12 protein-coding genes are annotated in these 17,185 nt (G+C 49.8%); 11 read left to right on the top strand and 1 reads right to left on the bottom strand.

Annotation, left to right across the window (positions count from 1 at the left end):
• Nucleotides 1-189 precede the first annotated feature (189 nt).
• From R7M72_RS18395 to R7M72_RS18385, 3 genes are all read left to right on the top strand, one after another.
• A complete protein-coding gene (locus tag R7M72_RS18395) occupies nucleotides 190-1,452 on the top strand; it encodes an IS1380-like element ISEcp1 family transposase (protein ID WP_000608644.1) in 1,263 nt (420 codons plus the stop codon).
• 323 nt (nucleotides 1,453-1,775) lie between these two features.
• Entirely contained in the window at nucleotides 1,776-2,921 is a 1,146-nt protein-coding gene (locus tag R7M72_RS18390) for an extended-spectrum class C beta-lactamase CMY-2 (protein ID WP_000976514.1), read from the top strand.
• Between the two features lie 93 nt (nucleotides 2,922-3,014).
• Nucleotides 3,015-3,548 carry a lipocalin family protein gene (locus R7M72_RS18385; protein WP_001221666.1) on the top strand — a complete coding sequence of 178 codons (534 nt, stop codon included), beginning with the start codon at nucleotides 3,015-3,017 and terminating at the stop codon, nucleotides 3,546-3,548.
• Here the strand turns inward: R7M72_RS18385 and sugE are convergent.
• Nucleotides 3,545-3,862 (bottom strand): quaternary ammonium compound efflux SMR transporter SugE, encoded by a 318-nt coding sequence (gene sugE / locus R7M72_RS18380; RefSeq protein WP_000118520.1) that lies wholly within the window; start codon nucleotides 3,860-3,862, stop codon nucleotides 3,545-3,547. The two genes, R7M72_RS18385 and sugE, sit on opposite strands and share 4 nt — an antisense overlap.
• Nucleotides 3,863-4,589: 727 nt before the next feature.
• Between sugE and R7M72_RS18375 the strand changes: the two genes are divergently transcribed.
• From R7M72_RS18375 to R7M72_RS18340, 8 genes are all read left to right on the top strand, one after another.
• Nucleotides 4,590-10,076, top strand: coding sequence for an Ig-like domain-containing protein (locus tag R7M72_RS18375; protein ID WP_000606835.1), 5,487 nt, complete (start codon nucleotides 4,590-4,592; stop codon nucleotides 10,074-10,076).
• Nucleotides 10,077-10,224: 148 nt separating this feature from the next.
• Complete coding sequence (locus R7M72_RS18370; protein ID WP_001259346.1) at nucleotides 10,225-10,932, top strand: DsbC family protein; 708 nt, start codon at nucleotides 10,225-10,227, stop codon at nucleotides 10,930-10,932.
• Nucleotides 10,929-13,376: a type IV secretion system protein TraC gene (gene traC / locus R7M72_RS18365; RefSeq protein ID WP_000637384.1), complete on the top strand. Its 2,448-nt coding sequence runs from the start codon at nucleotides 10,929-10,931 to the stop codon at nucleotides 13,374-13,376. The genes R7M72_RS18370 and traC overlap by 4 nt, the downstream gene beginning before the upstream one ends.
• A gap of 14 nt (nucleotides 13,377-13,390) precedes the next feature.
• Entirely contained in the window at nucleotides 13,391-13,708 is a 318-nt protein-coding gene (locus tag R7M72_RS18360) for a hypothetical protein (protein ID WP_000351984.1), read from the top strand.
• On the top strand, nucleotides 13,705-14,235 hold the full coding sequence (locus R7M72_RS18355) for a S26 family signal peptidase (RefSeq protein WP_001010740.1): 531 nt from the start codon (nucleotides 13,705-13,707) through the stop codon (nucleotides 14,233-14,235). Before R7M72_RS18360 ends, R7M72_RS18355 begins: the two co-directional genes overlap by 4 nt.
• Complete coding sequence (locus R7M72_RS18350) at nucleotides 14,198-15,463, top strand: TrbC family F-type conjugative pilus assembly protein (RefSeq protein ID WP_001447719.1); 1,266 nt, start codon at nucleotides 14,198-14,200, stop codon at nucleotides 15,461-15,463. Before R7M72_RS18355 ends, R7M72_RS18350 begins: the two co-directional genes overlap by 38 nt.
• The gene (locus tag R7M72_RS18345; RefSeq protein WP_000575345.1) at nucleotides 15,460-16,131 is read left to right on the top strand and encodes an EAL domain-containing protein; all 672 of its coding nucleotides are present in this window, start codon (nucleotides 15,460-15,462) and stop codon (nucleotides 16,129-16,131) included. Before R7M72_RS18350 ends, R7M72_RS18345 begins: the two co-directional genes overlap by 4 nt.
• Nucleotides 16,128-17,135: a TraU family protein gene (locus R7M72_RS18340; protein WP_000983282.1), complete on the top strand. Its 1,008-nt coding sequence runs from the start codon at nucleotides 16,128-16,130 to the stop codon at nucleotides 17,133-17,135. Before R7M72_RS18345 ends, R7M72_RS18340 begins: the two co-directional genes overlap by 4 nt.
• Nucleotides 17,136-17,185 lie beyond the last annotated feature (50 nt).

Here is a 17,185-nt window from a genome sequence, read left to right as displayed (position 1 = left end):
TTCCCTAGATTCTACGTCAGTACTTCAAAAAGCATAATCAAAGCCTTGATAAATATGCATTCCTTCGAAATTCAGCTTTCACCCATTGGGTGAAAGAAAAGTGCTCAAAAATATGTTAAATTATCAGCTTTTATGACTCGATATATGGTAAAATAATAGTAAGAAAAGTAGTAAAAAGGGGTTCTAATTATGATTAATAAAATTGATTTCAAAGCTAAGAATCTAACATCAAATGCAGGTCTTTTTCTGCTCCTTGAGAATGCAAAAAGCAATGGGATTTTTGATTTTATTGAAAATGACCTCGTATTTGATAATGACTCAACAAATAAAATCAAGATGAATCATATAAAGACCATGCTCTGCGGTCACTTCATTGGCATTGATAAGTTAGAACGTCTAAAGCTACTTCAAAATGATCCCCTCGTCAACGAGTTTGATATTTCCGTAAAAGAACCTGAAACAGTGTCACGGTTTCTAGGAAACTTCAACTTCAAGACAACCCAAATGTTTAGAGACATTAATTTTAAAGTCTTTAAAAAACTGCTCACTAAAAGTAAATTGACATCCATTACGATTGATATTGATAGTAGTGTAATTAACGTAGAAGGTCATCAAGAAGGTGCGTCAAAAGGATATAATCCTAAGAAACTGGGAAACCGATGCTACAATATCCAATTTGCATTTTGCGACGAATTAAAAGCATATGTTACCGGATTTGTAAGAAGTGGCAATACTTACACTGCAAACGGTGCTGCGGAAATGATCAAAGAAATTGTTGCTAACATCAAATCAGACGATTTAGAAATTTTATTTCGAATGGATAGTGGCTACTTTGATGAAAAAATTATCGAAACGATAGAATCTCTTGGATGCAAATATTTAATTAAAGCCAAAAGTTATTCTACACTCACCTCACAAGCAACGAATTCATCAATTGTATTCGTTAAAGGAGAAGAAGGTAGAGAAACTACAGAACTGTATACAAAATTAGTTAAATGGGAAAAAGACAGAAGATTTGTCGTATCTCGCGTACTGAAACCAGAAAAAGAAAGAGCACAATTATCACTTTTAGAAGGTTCCGAATACGACTACTTTTTCTTTGTAACAAATACTACCTTGCTTTCTGAAAAAGTAGTTATATACTATGAAAAGCGTGGTAATGCTGAAAACTATATCAAAGAAGCCAAATACGACATGGCGGTGGGTCATCTCTTGCTAAAGTCATTTTGGGCGAATGAAGCCGTGTTTCAAATGATGATGCTTTCATATAACCTATTTTTGTTGTTCAAGTTTGATTCCTTGGACTCTTCAGAATACAGACAGCAAATAAAGACCTTTCGTTTGAAGTATGTATTTCTTGCAGCAAAAATAATCAAAACCGCAAGATATGTAATCATGAAGTTGTCGGAAAACTATCCGTACAAGGGAGTGTATGAAAAATGTCTGGTATAATAAGAATATCATCAATAAAATTGAGTGTTGCTCTGTGGATAACTTGCAGAGTTTATTAAGTATCATTGCAGCAAAGATGAAATCAATGATTTATCAAAAATGATTGAAAGGTGGTTGTAAATAATGTTACAATGTGTGAGAAGCAGTCTAAATTCTTCGTGAAATAGTGATTTTTGAAGCTAATAAAAAACACACGTGGAATTTAGGAAAAACTTATATCTGCTGCTAAATTTAACCGTTTGTCAACACGGTGCAAATCAAACACACTGATTGCGTCTGACGGGCCCGGACACCTTTTTGCTTTTAATTACGGAACTGATTTCATGATGAAAAAATCGTTATGCTGCGCTCTGCTGCTGACAGCCTCTTTCTCCACATTTGCTGCCGCAAAAACAGAACAACAGATTGCCGATATCGTTAATCGCACCATCACCCCGTTGATGCAGGAGCAGGCTATTCCGGGTATGGCCGTTGCCGTTATCTACCAGGGAAAACCCTATTATTTCACCTGGGGTAAAGCCGATATCGCCAATAACCACCCAGTCACGCAGCAAACGCTGTTTGAGCTAGGATCGGTTAGTAAGACGTTTAACGGCGTGTTGGGCGGCGATGCTATCGCCCGCGGCGAAATTAAGCTCAGCGATCCGGTCACGAAATACTGGCCAGAACTGACAGGCAAACAGTGGCAGGGTATCCGCCTGCTGCACTTAGCCACCTATACGGCAGGCGGCCTACCGCTGCAGATCCCCGATGACGTTAGGGATAAAGCCGCATTACTGCATTTTTATCAAAACTGGCAGCCGCAATGGACTCCGGGCGCTAAGCGACTTTACGCTAACTCCAGCATTGGTCTGTTTGGCGCGCTGGCGGTGAAACCCTCAGGAATGAGTTACGAAGAGGCAATGACCAGACGCGTCCTGCAACCATTAAAACTGGCGCATACCTGGATTACGGTTCCGCAGAACGAACAAAAAGATTATGCCTGGGGCTATCGCGAAGGGAAGCCCGTACACGTTTCTCCGGGACAACTTGACGCCGAAGCCTATGGCGTGAAATCCAGCGTTATTGATATGGCCCGCTGGGTTCAGGCCAACATGGATGCCAGCCACGTTCAGGAGAAAACGCTCCAGCAGGGCATTGCGCTTGCGCAGTCTCGCTACTGGCGTATTGGCGATATGTACCAGGGATTAGGCTGGGAGATGCTGAACTGGCCGCTGAAAGCTGATTCGATCATCAACGGCAGCGACAGCAAAGTGGCATTGGCAGCGCTTCCCGCCGTTGAGGTAAACCCGCCCGCCCCCGCAGTGAAAGCCTCATGGGTGCATAAAACGGGCTCCACTGGTGGATTTGGCAGCTACGTAGCCTTCGTTCCAGAAAAAAACCTTGGCATCGTGATGCTGGCAAACAAAAGCTATCCTAACCCTGTCCGTGTCGAGGCGGCCTGGCGCATTCTTGAAAAGCTGCAATAACTGACGATGAGGCCCAGGATATTGGGCCTCCTTTCTTTCTCTTTTTTTCCTGTTGTCATCTACACTTAACAAAAATACAGCAAGGAAAATCCCATGCGCATTTTGCCCGTCGTTGCTGCAGTTACGGCTGCATTCCTGGTTGTCGCGTGTAGCTCCCCGACACCGCCGAAAGGCGTTACCGTGGTAAATAACTTTGATGCCAAACGCTATCTGGGAACCTGGTATGAAATTGCGCGCTTCGACCATCGTTTCGAGCGCGGATTGGATAAAGTGACCGCAACATACAGCTTGCGCGACGACGGCGGCATCAACGTTATTAACAAGGGCTATAACCCTGACAGGGAGATGTGGCAGAAAACGGAAGGGAAAGCCTATTTCACCGGCGACCCAAGCAGAGCCGCGCTTAAGGTTTCTTTTTTCGGCCCCTTCTATGGCGGGTATAACGTAATTGCACTCGACCGGGAATATCGTCACGCGCTGGTTTGTGGTCCGGATCGCGACTACCTGTGGATCCTTTCACGGACCCCTACTATTTCAGATGAAATGAAACAGCAAATGTTAGCCATCGCGACCCGGGAAGGGTTTGAAGTGAATAAACTGATTTGGGTGAAACAGCCTGGCGCTTAGTGAGTGCTCAGCTTCAGACCAATAATGCCAGCAACGATCAGCCCAAGGCTCAGCAAACGTGCCGGGCTGGCAGACTCACCCAGCAGCAAAATCCCTGTAATGGCCGCCCCAACAGCGCCAATACCGGTCCAGACCGCATAAGCGGTTCCTACAGGCAACGTGCGCATTGCCCAAGAGAGCATGGCGATACTGACGATCATCGCCGCAATAGTGATAATGCTTGGCGTAAGACGCGTAAAACCGTGGGTGTATTTCAGGCCAATCGCCCAGACAACTTCGAGCAAACCTGCAATTAATAAAACGATCCAGGACATATCAGGCTCCAGAACAATGGGGCCGTCCCCGGTGAAAGAAGCGTTTGCAGGTCGTCCTGCAAAGCTAATGTGTGAAATGGCATTTTTGCCCGGAAGAAAATGAATTTCAACCTTTTTATTCACCGCCTGCTAAAAGCAAGAATTAAGCATAATTAGCGGCGTAGTTCCCGCATTTGGCACTCATCGGAGTTCTCTATGATGAAGGGCTTTCTGAAACCAGAAAGTCGATTGCCCCTCTTCTGAATGCGAAACGTTTATGCTTAAAATTTTAGTGATTGACCGGTGCCACTTTACCCGCACAGGGATAGAGGCCTTGCTTAATCATTCTGGCAGGTTCAGCTCCTCATTTCTGGTATCAGGAATCAATAATCTCCTGTTAGCAAAAGAGCATATTTTGCAATGGAAACCGCATCTGGTGATCGCGGATTTATACAGTTTTATTAGCGAGACGCACTCCAGTCCGCCAATTAAACCTTTTTTTATGAGTTGTGGCGTCATCCCACTAATTTTACTGCAATCAGCAGACAGACAGCATGCACCCATCGTGCCCTCTCAATCCGTAGCCCATTCGGTCTTGACCAAGCACACCACGCTGAACACACTCTCCCACACAATTCAGGATTTCCTTATTTGCTCAAAAAGGGCACTTCCACAGCCCATGTTTATGCACTCCCTCCCGTAACCTCCAGCATTGGGTTCTTGTAACTCAAAACGAATGGAGAATGCGATGATCAATTTCAAGCCTAAAATTCCGGCGATGCTTGGGGCTCTGGCGGTTCTTACCGCTGGTGCTGCTCATGCAGAGCTGCTGGAATACACCTTTAAGGCTCCAGATGGTACGCAACGGTCTCTGACTCCGAATGCCAACTATGCCAACCCAACGGGCAATATCTCGTTTGCCTTGAGTGCCGGTATCGACCGAAAGGTAAAGATTTCGGTGCTTCGGTCGGATGGAACAGTGGTTTCGACAGCGACCAGCCACCTTCTTGGGGCTACTGATCGCATCACAGTGGGTGGAAAATCCTACTATGGTGCGGAACTTCAACTACCAGCTCCAGTTGGTGGGGCATACACTATCAGGGCGGAAATTCTTGCCTCTGATGGTTCTACAGTACAGACGGATGAATACCCTCTTACTGTCGATGTGACGCCGCCAACCTACTCTTCGCTTGCCCCGGTTTATAGTAACTATGGGCAGGTTACTAGCGGTGATGTTTGGAAACTGGGTCTAGGTGGCTCTGAGGATAATGCCTTTTTGCTGTCAGGAATCTCTGATGAGTCACCCATCAAAGGCGTCAAAGCAAAGCTGTATCGTCAAGACGGTTCACTCTACAAAGATGTATCCGTGAACTACGATGACGCTAACGGACAAGCTAGACAGTCTTTCCAATCTGGCTTTTTCCCAGCCTCTGACTTGGATGAAGTGTTTACACTTCAGTTTGAGATAAGCGATAGCGCTGGAAATAGCTATCTTTCACCTCGTCAAAAAGTGATGTTTGATAGCATAACCAATGCTCCGTCTGCACCTTTTGGTGTTTATGACCCTTCAAGTACAAACAACTTAGGCCCTGGATTAACCGGATTTGTTGCTTACACTGAGGGCATGACAGTTAAAACTAACCCAATCAAGTTAGCTTGGCGTGTTCCGCGTGATAACTGGCATGAGTATAGAGAAGGTGGGATAAATATGACCAATGCCTTGGGAGAGATGTCCAAGGTAGGAGAAGATGCCAGCTATGTTTATCTCGTCACAACCGCACCTTATGGCAATACCGACGGCAATTATTGGCGTTGGGTGAACTTCGGCCAGTGGGGGGGAGGCGGTATTGCTTATAACCTCACACTCTCTCCATCAGCGCCTAAAAGTCCCAGACTTTTGGGTGTGGACTACAATTACAGTGATATAGGATGGTCTAGTTTTTACCGCTACTGGGTGAACAATTCTGTTCTTCCTGTCACTGTTAGTAGTATCCGTGTCAAAGTTGAACCAAGGCCTTACGTTCAAACTGCCGTTCACAGGGGAAGCTGTGAAATTCCTGTTGGTCAAGATAGCTGCGTGATTGCAAATAGCTTCACAATGGCTAAAGGCACAACAGGGTACGTCCACGATAATGCGACAGTTTTCAATCCGGATAAATCTCTTCGCTCGAATCCTCTTTGGGCAGAGGTTAACTGGAACGATCAGCACTACCCTCAGCTAAGTCAGCAGTTCGATCAAAATAGCAAGGTATTTACCTTATTCGTTAACCAGCCAGGACGAGGCGCTTACTTTGATAGGCTGCGTCTGCGAAGTGCATGGATTGAAGATAGCAAAGGCAACAAGCTGTCTCCAACTGGTGGGTTAATAGCCAACAACTGGGAGAACTACACTTACCAGTGGGATCTTAAAACTCTCCCTGAGGGGCAATACAGTCTTGTTGCCGCAGCAGAGGAGATGCACGGGCCTTTAACGCGACAACCAATGTTCCAGATAACGTCTGATAGAACGCCACCAACCATGACACTCAGTGTGGCAGATGGAGCAGCTATCCAGACTCTAGATGATGTTGTTATTACCTTGGCTGATGCTATCGACCCTTCACCTAAATTGACCTCTATTGCCCTTGTAGGGGGGCCTGCCAATGACAAGGTGCAGTTGTCTTGGCGTGAGGAGTCGAAAGGTCGATTCCGCCTTGAGTACCCGGTAATGTTCCCTTCTTTGAAGGAAGGGGAATCTTACACGCTGACTGTTTCCGGTGAGGATGCACAAGGCAATGCGGTTCAAAAGGCTGTTGGCTTCGAGTACAAACCTCGTCAGGTAATGCTGGCGGATGGGATGGATGGCAAGGTCATGGTCCCCGCTGTCACTCATGAATTTGTTCATGCAGATGGCAAACGGATCATCGAAACCAAGCCGCTGACGCTCAGTGATGGTGCTGTCGTGACAGGTTCATACGACGTGTTTGCGACCCTACGTTCTGATGCGAAAGTACCGCTGGTGGTTAATGGGGTGCGTATCGAGCCAGGCCAGACAATGGGGATCATGAGCCAACATGATTTCGGTGCGTCAGGTGGTCGTTTGAGCATTCCGGTTAAACCTGCTGTTCCTGATGTGGTCGGCTCTTCCAGCCTTCTTGTCATGACCTCCGCGCCGAACTCACCCATCTTGGTTGTGGACATCAATACCTGGAAAGGGACGGCTAAGCTCTCTGCTGAATCATGGACAATTCGCCAGGTCATTGACCCAGTGAAAATCTATGCCCTGCCAGAGTCGGGTGTGCCTTGCCGGTTCACCACGAAAGAGGATGTGGCTATGGCCGCAGACCCAATTCGTGACCCGGTGTGTTTGCTCCAGTGGGACAGAACTCCAGATGAGGCTGAACAAACTACGCAGGACAACAACGGGATGAAAGTTGCTGGGCTGGTGGGGCAGGCTGTGAGCATTGGTGAACAACCTGTCGAATACAGCCTGTACCTGTTCAGTGGTGACGGTTCCAAGGTAAAAGTTGGGTCTGGCTCTCAGAACCTGACGGTAACTACTGCCTATGGCTCTGTTGGCTACACCCCGATTGATGACATTGCTCAGGTGAATCGCGTCATTGAAGATTTTGATGTGAACTTCAAGCAGAGCAAGGGGCCAGACTGTTCTATAACCCTCAGCGCAGACCGTGCGAAAAAAGAGGCCGCGAACAAGGCTGTTGGTAGTGCAAGCCGTGCCTGTCTGTTCGAGTGGCAGCAGATCCCCGATGGATTGGTCCAAGACCCGTTATCGGAATCACCTTCGCTCTCTGGTTCATTGGCCTCCAACGGCGTTCATCCACTGGGGTGGCGGGTAAGTATTTTCACCCGTAACGGCACTAGGGTGACGTTGAACGACGAGACTTTCAATGTCGAAGCGGTTGACCCACCAGCTCCGACCGTTGAACTAGCCTCCGACTACAACTTCAAAGACAACATCTACTTGGTGCCGATGACAGGTAACTACCTGGGTGATGCCATTATCAACTCTGAACGAGCTGATCTGGATATTGCCATATCGCGCAACTCGGATGTTCTTGAGTCTGAGACCTTCACTCCGGGATGGGGTGCCACCAATAAGGTGTATCGCCGCATCAATACCGATGAGCGAGCGTTGTGGGAGGAGACCACCTACAAGGTGAACGCGGCCTACAACAAGGTGCCTGATGTGAAGACTGAGGTTGTCTACCGGGCTATCTCTGCACCTTCTGACAGTATCCGTCCTATCGTTGAAGTTAAAGGTGATACCGCGATTGACACCCAGGCATTGCCGGTTAGGGTTCTCATCCGTGATCAGTACAAACCTGATGGTGACTATGACGCTAACACGATGGGGGTGTGGAAAGTACGCCTGATCCAGCAAAAGGCCTACAACGAGACGGTTGCGCTCACTGATTATGCGGAAGCATCGAACGGTGAAGCTCAGTTCTCAGTAGACCTGTCTGGTGTGGATACTTCCTCCGTCCGTATCGCTGCTGAGGCTGTTCTGGAAAGCCCTGTTGAGGGTTACAACCGCACAGAGTTGTCTATCAGACCTGCCTTCTTGACAGTGCTTCGCGGTGGTGCCATCGGTGCTGGCGTGGAGGCTCGCAAGTTGTCTGGTGAAGCTCCGTTCACTGCTGTGTTCAAGCTATCTTTGGACGACCGTCAGGATCTCCGGGCTACCGGCCAGGTTGTGTGGGAAACCAGTAAGGACGACGGTAAAACCTGGGAGCAGTTCATCCCAGAAGATCGATACAAGTATCAGCTTGTGAAGACCTTCGACAAGGGGGAGTACCAGGTTCGGGCCAAGGTGGTGAACGTCAACTCAGGTGCGGAAAAGTACACCGAAGCGGTCAGTGTTGTCGCTTACGACAAACCTGATATTGCTGTTATCGGCCCGACCACGTTGTTTGTCGGAAGTGAAGGCAAGTACACAGCGAACCTGACGTTGAACGATGAGCCAATCTCCGGTGGCAATGCCATTGTTGAGTGGTCTACTGACGGTGGCAAAACCTACGCGCAGACAGGGGATAGCATCACGCTTTCGAGCGATGAAGAAACCCGATACCGCCTGTGGGCTCGTGTGCGCTCTGCCACGGCACCGGCTGATGACGGCTATGCCTATGAAGTTGCGAAAACGGCGGTTGACTTCCGAGCAGTGAAGGCACCTCGTCCTTACGTGACAGGGCCGCGAGTTATTGAGACCGGTAAGAAGTATGTGTTCAAAGCCGAAACCAGCCTGCCTTACCGTGGGATGGACGTGAAGCTGAACGGGTTCTTCACGCTGCCTGATGGCTCGATTGTGCAGGGTGATACTGCTGAGTACGAACCCTCTGACACTGACCTCAATCAGGCTACTGTAGAAACGAAGTACACCACCTGGATCGAAGGATACCGAGATCAGGGTGCAGAGGCTTCGCATAGCCTACGCTCCCGCGTTTGGCAGTATGTATGGCCGAGCTTCGGAATGCAGGTTAGGAAGAACGCAGACGTGGCTCCTGCGACGATCACCGCGTCAGTGCGGCCAATTGCCTTCAACGGCAAGCTGGAAGAGCCGACCTACGAGTGGGAGTTGCCGGAAGGCGCTGTGATTCAGGATCAGCGGCAGGATATTGTCCGGTCCTTTGTGATCAATGAGCCGGGTGATTACAACATCAAGGTCACTGTCCGTGATGCTCGCGGCCATGAGACCGTGATCGAGCAACCGCTCAAGATCGGCCAGGCAGCGCCCTATGCCATTGACCTGCAATACTCTGGCTCGAACAAATACGAGCGTGAGCCTCTGGATGTGCTGTTGCGACCGTACATTTCTGGCGGCCACCCACGCGACCGTATTTCGACTCGTGTTTATTCGGTAGATGGTACACCGTTGGAAAGCAGTGGTTACTACGGCAGAGCAACTCTGGGCGCTGGTGAGCACAGCATCAAGCTGAAAATAACCTCAGAAATGGGGCATGAAGCTGAGGGCGAGGTGAACATCAATGTTGCAGAGAACAAGTTGCCTGCATGTAGCCTGAGCTCACGAGAGACCGTTGGGTCGTGGATCGTCTATGCGAACTGCGAAGATACCGATGGCCGCATGAAGTCCTACGAATGGACCATTGCCGGTGAGTTGCAGAGCATCAGCTCTGATCGAGTGACTATCAGCAAGGGCACCTATGAAACGATGCCGACCATCTCTCTGGTTGGGGTCGATGACTCTGGGGGCAAATCCGAAGCTGTTACCATGAACTAAGGTTCATTCCTCTCAAAGCCCGGTTCAGACCGGGCTTTTTTTTGTATCGCGCTGGAATTGTCCAAATTGGGCTATTACAGAGGCGAGTCTATTTCCATCCCCCGGATACACTGCCCAGCATCCAGTAATCCAATCTTAGGGGATAGACATGCGGACAAAATTACTTGGGGCGCTGATGGTGTTCGGGATTATTACCGGCACGGCTCATGCGTCATCGAAATTGGAAATCACCGATCCCAGAGCGGCGAAGATAGAGGACATTGTAGAGCTACCCATCAAAGGGGTTCGAGCCGTCCAAAGTGATGGGCAGATCATGTTCCTCTCTGAAAACGGACGATTTGTTATTTCAGGACAAATCTACGACCTGTGGAGCAAGAAGCCCCTCAACACGATGTCCCAAATGAGGGATGTAGCGGAGCGTATCCACTTCAAGAGCATGGGCATGGATGTGGACACGCTGAACACTGTGTCGATGGGGCGTGGTGACAAAGAGGTGGTGGTCTTTGTTGATCCTAGGTGCGCGGTTTGCCATCAGCTCATGGGTGATGCCAAATCGCTGGTGGATGATTACACCTTTAAATTTATCGTGATTCCAGCTCTGGGTGCTGAGTCCAACCGCCTGGCAAAAAACTTGTACTGCGCGAAAGACAAAACCCACGCGCTTGATGCGCTGATGAACAACACCCTGGGTTCCCTTCCTTCAAAAGAAACCTGCGACCCCGGCCAATACGACCAAACGCTGCTGACAGCTCATTTCATTGGGATTGAGGGCGTTCCGTTCGTTGTTGCTCCGGATGGTCGTGTCAGCAAAGGACGTCCGAAGAACCTGAAATCATGGTTGGAGAGTGCTGAATGATCGTAACCATCAAAAAGAAACTCGAAGAAACGTTGATCCCGGAGCACTTGCGAGCTGCCGGGATTATTCCTGTCCTGGCCTATGACGAAGACGATCATGTCTTCCTTATGGATGATCACAGTGCAGGCTTTGGTTTCATGTGTGAGCCCCTGTGTGGTGCCGATGAAAAAGTTCAGGAGCGAATGAACGGTTTCCTGAATCAGGAGTTCCCGTCGAAGACTACGCTCCAGTTTGTCCTGTTCCGCTCCCCGGACATCAATCAGGAGATGTACCGGATGATGGGTTTGCGTGATGGCTTCCGTCACGAGCTGCTGACATCTGTTATCAAGGAACGGATTAACTTCCTCCAGCACCACACGACAGATCGCATATTTGCCAAGACCAACAAAGGTATCTACGACAATGGCTTGATCCAAGACCTCAAGCTGTTCGTTACGTGCAAAGTCCCCATCAAGAACAATAACCCGACTGAAAGCGAACTCCAGCAGCTCGCACAGCTTCGCACGAAGGTCGAATCATCGCTTCAAACCGTTGGTCTGCGTCCTCGCACAATGACGGCGGTGAACTACATCCGGATCATGAGCACCATCCTGAATTGGGGGCCAGATGCTTCATGGCGACATGACTCTGTGGATTGGGAGATGGATAAGCCCATCTGCGAGCAAATCTTCGATTACGGCACCGACGTGGAAGTCAGCAAGAATGGCATCAGGCTGGGTGACTACCACGCGAAAGTCATGTCAGCGAAAAAGCTGCCTGACGTTTTCTACTTTGGTGATGCGTTGACCTATGCCGGGGATCTCAGCGGCGGCAATTCCAGCATCAAAGAAAACTACATGGTCGTGACCAATGTTTTTTTCCCTGAGGCAGAAAGCACGAAAAACACTCTGGAGCGCAAACGCCAGTTCACTGTAAACCAAGCCTACGGGCCGATGCTCAAATTCGTGCCGGTGCTGGCGGACAAGAAGGAGAGCTTCGACACTCTCTATGAGTCCATGAAAGAGGGGGCTAAGCCAGTCAAGATCACCTACTCGGTGGTTTTATTTGCTCCAACCAAAGAACGTGTTGAAGCGGCGGCGATGGCCGCACGAAACATCTGGCGTGAATCTCGGTTCGAGCTGATGGAGGACAAGTTCGTTGCTCTGCCGATGTTCCTCAACTGCCTGCCATTCTGTACCGACCGGGATGCAGTGCGAGACCTATTCCGCTACAAGACCATGACAACCGAGCAGGCTGCTGTGGTCCTGCCGGTGTTTGGGGAATGGAAGGGGACCGGGACCTATCATGCAGCGCTGATTTCCCGCAACGGCCAGCTCATGAGTCTGTCTCTTCACGACAGTAATACCAACAAGAACCTGGTGATCGCAGCCGAATCCGGCTCGGGTAAATCGTTCCTTACCAACGAACTGATTTTTTCCTACTTGTCCGAGGGGGCTCAGGTCTGGGTTATTGATGCCGGTAAGTCCTACCAGAAGTTGTCGGAAATGCTCAATGGCGACTTCGTTCACTTTGAAGAAGGAACGCACGTCTGCCTCAACCCGTTTGAGCTCATACAGAACTACGAGGACGAAGAAGACGCGATAGTCAGCCTCGTTTGTGCGATGGCTTCGGCTAAGGGCTTGCTGGATGAATGGCAAATCTCTGCGTTGAAACAGGTCCTTTCTCGCCTGTGGGAAGAGAAAGGTAAAGAGATGAAGGTTGACGACATCGCTGAGCGCTGCCTGGAAGAAGAAAATGACCAGCGCCTCAAGGATATTGGTCAGCAGCTCTACGCCTTTACGTCGCAGGGCAGCTACGGGAAATACTTCTCTCGCAAGAACAACGTCAGCTTCCAGAACCAGTTCACTGTACTGGAGCTCGATGAACTGCAAGGGCGTAAGCACTTGCGTCAGGTTGTACTACTCCAGCTTATTTACCAGATCCAGCAAGAAGTATTCCTGGGTGAACGTAACCGCAAGAAAGTCGTCATCGTGGATGAGGCCTGGGACCTGCTCAAAGAGGGCGAGGTCTCGGTCTTCATGGAACATGCCTACCGCAAATTCCGTAAGTACGGTGGCTCCGTTGTCATTGCAACGCAGTCCATCAACGACCTCTATGAGAACGCAGTGGGCCGCGCCATCGCGGAGAACTCGGCCAGCATGTACTTGCTCGGCCAAACCGAAGAAACCGTGGAATCTGTTAAACGTAGCGGTCGTCTGACCCTTTCAGAGGGCGGGTTCCACACCCTCAAAACGGTACACACCATCCAAGGCGTGTACTCAGAAATCTTTATCAAATCGAAGAGCGGTATGGGCGTCGGTCGCTTGATAGTGGGCGACTTCCAGAAGCTACTTTATTCGACCGATCCGGTGGACGTTAACGCCATCGACCAGTTTGTGAAACAAGGCATGAGCATACCTGAGGCAATCAAGGCCGTAATGCGAAGCCGTCGGCAGGCTGCATAACCAGGGAGACAGTAATGGACATTAAATCAATCGCAATCGCCGCCATTCTCGGTGCCGCTGGTGGCTTCGGCGGTAGCTACTACGTGATGAGCGAACAAACGGCAAGCATCCATCAGCGTTTGAATCAAACCCCGCCAGTGGTCGTGGTTGACTTCGCTAAAGTGGCGTCGGCGTATCCCGCTGGTGCCTCTCAGGAGGAAGTTGAAAGGCTGATGGTCAAGACCAATGACGCAATTTTGAAGTTGAAAGACGCAGGTTATTTGGTCCTTGACGCAAGTGCTGTCGTCGGGGCTCCAAGTGACGTGTACCTCCCTGATGAGGTGCTGAAATGAATTTTCCACTCAAGAAGTATTTCGTCAAAAAGGAATCCTGGAAGCGCTTCGGGGTTAAGGCAGGTGTGACACTAGTGGTTCTTTGGGCTGCTGGTGCGGCCTTTGCCAGCCGCTACCGTATTGGCATTGATCCACAACAGGAGAAGTGCCTGCCGGGTTACACCTTCTTCCTCATTGATCTGAACGACCAAACTCTGGAGAGGGGAGCGGTTTACGCCTTCCAAGCCAAGAACATGCAGCCTTTCTACAAGGACGGGACTCGCATGGTCAAAATCCTCACCGGTATGCCGGGGGATAAAGTCGAGATCAACGATAAGTGGAAGATCACCGTCAATGGTGATGTCGTCGGAGAGGGGCTCCAGCTCGCAGGGAAACTACATCTGCCAGAGAGCCACTTTTACGGCAAGACCACGCTGAAAGAGAACAACTACTGGTTTATGGGCAAAAGCCCATTCAGCTTCGACTCACGTTACTGGGGGACTGTGAAAAATGATCAGATCATTGGCCGCGCATATCCCCTGTTCTAAGAGCGTTCTGGTGGCGTTGATGTTCTCTGTGGCTGGCGGGGCATACGCTCAAGAGTCTCCGCTCACAGAGCAGGATAAGGCGCTTATTGAGCAAGGAAAGCAAATTGCCCAAAAGGCCCAGAAGATGGAAATGCCATCTCTGTTGCAAAACCAACACATGGACGAGGCTCAGGCCGAAGCCAAGGCATTTTTCAAGCAGCTCCAAACTACTAACCCAACGCTCAAGGAGATGCACCGGAAACAGGCTGAAAAGGGTATCTACTCTGACCATCGGATACTGGTTTTCGCCTCGTTGTCTCTTGGCGAACAGGGGTTAGATGACGTCCTAACGGCGGTGTCAGGCCAGCCTGATTCTGTAATTGTGTTCCGTGGCATCCCGGAAGGAATGAACTTGGGGCAGGGAGTTAAAGCTATTCAGGCGCTCGCGGCCAAAAAAGACCCAGTGCCGAACATCATCATCAACCCTACGTTGTTCAAAACGTACAACATCACAGCCGTTCCCACGATTGTGATGCTGGAGGATGAGCCGCTGCCTGGCGAACAACCAAACGTCGTCGCCCAGGTCTCCGGGTTGTCCGACCCGGTATGGTTGGCTCGGGAAGTGGATAACGGAGAAAAAGGCGATCTCGGCGTTAAGGGGCCGGTGGAGAAAATCAGTGAGCCAGACCTTATTGATGTTGCCAAGAAACGCCTTGCCAATATCGACTGGGAAGAGAAGAAGAAACAGGCTATAGAGCGCTTCTGGACCAAGCAGAATTTCAATGAGCTGCCAAGAGCGCCAAAATCTCGAACACGAGAAATTGACCCTAGCGTCATGATCACCAGTGACATCAGCACTCCGGATGGCACTGTGTTCGCTCACGCGGGTGACGTGATCAACCCATTGTGCGATCCGAAGGAAGTTTGCAAGCCTGGAACGCGGCCATTTACCCAAGCGGTCGTAGTTTTCGACCCGCTGGACAAAAAGCAAATGGAACTACTCGCCAAGAAGCTGCCTGAAATCAAGCTGGAGCCTGGCGTACAACGGATCACCTATATCGCCACAGAGTTCGACAAAGACAAAGGCTGGGATTCCTACAAGAGTGTCACCGACAACTTTGACGCGCCGGTATATCTGCTGACGCCAGATCTGATTACCCGGTTCGAGCTGGAGCACACACCGAGCGTCATTACTGCCAGAGGCAAGAAGTTTGTTGTCCGCGAACTTGCTGAGGAGGGCGGTGAATGATTTTTGCCCCGGCTTTCCAACCAATTAAAGACGTCGGCACAGGTTCGTTTGTCGCTGCTGAGGTACTGGCTCGTTGGTACGACGAAGGCCGGGTTCTTACACCATCCTCTCTGTCATCTCCTCCTTATTGGGGACTGGTGGATATGGAGATGGCACGGTTCATTCAGGACAACCTTCATTATTGCTTGGATCTGTACCCGGCTCTCTTTCTGAATGTCTCCGAACAAACTTTGCAATCAGACGTCATCTTCAAGGCGTGGTGTAGGGTTGTCCGCGACATTGCTAAAAATCACTCATCACGGCTTGTCATCGAGATTACAGAGGGCATTCAGGACGCCTCTCTCGCATCGAGATGGGAGGCTCTGACCGAAATAGGGGTTGAGCTGGCGCTGGATGACTATGGAGACAAAAACTCTTCTCTGGATCGCCTGAGCCGTTATGACTGGCACTATTGCAAGTTTGACGCGAGAAGACTGCGGTCGCTTGAAGACTACCCGGCCATCCTCCACTGCCGCCGAAAAGGCATACAGCTCATTGCTGAGCAGGTGGAGAGCTTCCCATTGGGGGAGAGCGCCAAATTACTTGGACTGTCATGGCAACAAGGTTTCTATCACGGGAAGCCTGCTGTCATGGAGAAAAATTTGAATTACGTAAAGGCCTTACCATGATGCAAAAAATTCTACGGATCATGGCCGTTAGCGCGGTCTTTTGGGTTGGTTCGGTATCGGCTGACCCTGGGTGCCAGAATGCGGAAGTGATCGGCGGAAAACTGATTACTGACATCTGCTGGAGCTGTATTTTCCCTATCAAAGTAGCAGGGGTTCCTATAAGTGGTGGAGGCGGATCATTCCCGAGTGAAGCCGTAAGCAACCCTCTGTGTATGTGCGAGGATAATCTAGGGGTCCCTCGGCCTGGAGTCACCACTTCTATGTGGGAGCCAGCACGGCTCGTTGAATTTCAGAGAGTGCCTGGCTGCTCATCAGTCTTGAATGGTGTCAGGTTCCCGTTTGATAGGACTAACCAAGGGCATCATGGCATGGGAGACATGGATGGTGGTGATGGTTCTTTTATGCACTATCACTACTATGCGTTTCCTCTGTTGGTGATGCTCGATTTATTTATTAAGCAGACCTGTAATGCTGATGGGTATATGGATCTCGACATCATGTACATGTCGGAGCTCGACCCGACCTGGAACAATGATGAGCTCGCTTTTTTTACCAATCCAGAGGCGGCGGCAGTAGCAAACCCAATTGCGGCGGCTGCGTGTACTGCTGATGCTGTCTCATCAACCGCTGGAAAACCTTTAAAACAGCTTTTCTGGTGTGCTGGTTCATGGGGCACCCTGTATCCATTTAGTGGCAACCAGAATGGTGGAAAAGGTGTTATCCGCGATAGCAGTCTTCTTAGCACAAGGGTTCTGGCTGCTTTGCATCGCCGGGGGTTAGCGTGGAAGACAATGGGTTCTGAGGCTATGTGTAGAGGCGTTATTAGCCCAACACTACCCAAAACGCAGTACAAATTCACGCTATTGCATCCGGTTCCAGAGACAAACTCATCTCACGTAATTGGCGAATCCACTCTTACGTGGGGTCTGGCGCGAACTATACCGGCAATTGGGCAAGACCCTATTTACACCATCTGGCGATGGAATGATTGCTGTAACAATTGAGCAGACCCTAACGAATTTGCACGGGCATTTTAGATTATGCCCCAAAAGGG

Origin of the sequence: Vibrio sp. YT-18 (assembly GCF_033337345.1) — a bacterium.
GTDB lineage: Bacteria > Pseudomonadota > Gammaproteobacteria > Enterobacterales > Vibrionaceae > Vibrio > Vibrio alginolyticus.
This window is presented reverse-complemented; position numbering and strand designations above follow the sequence as displayed.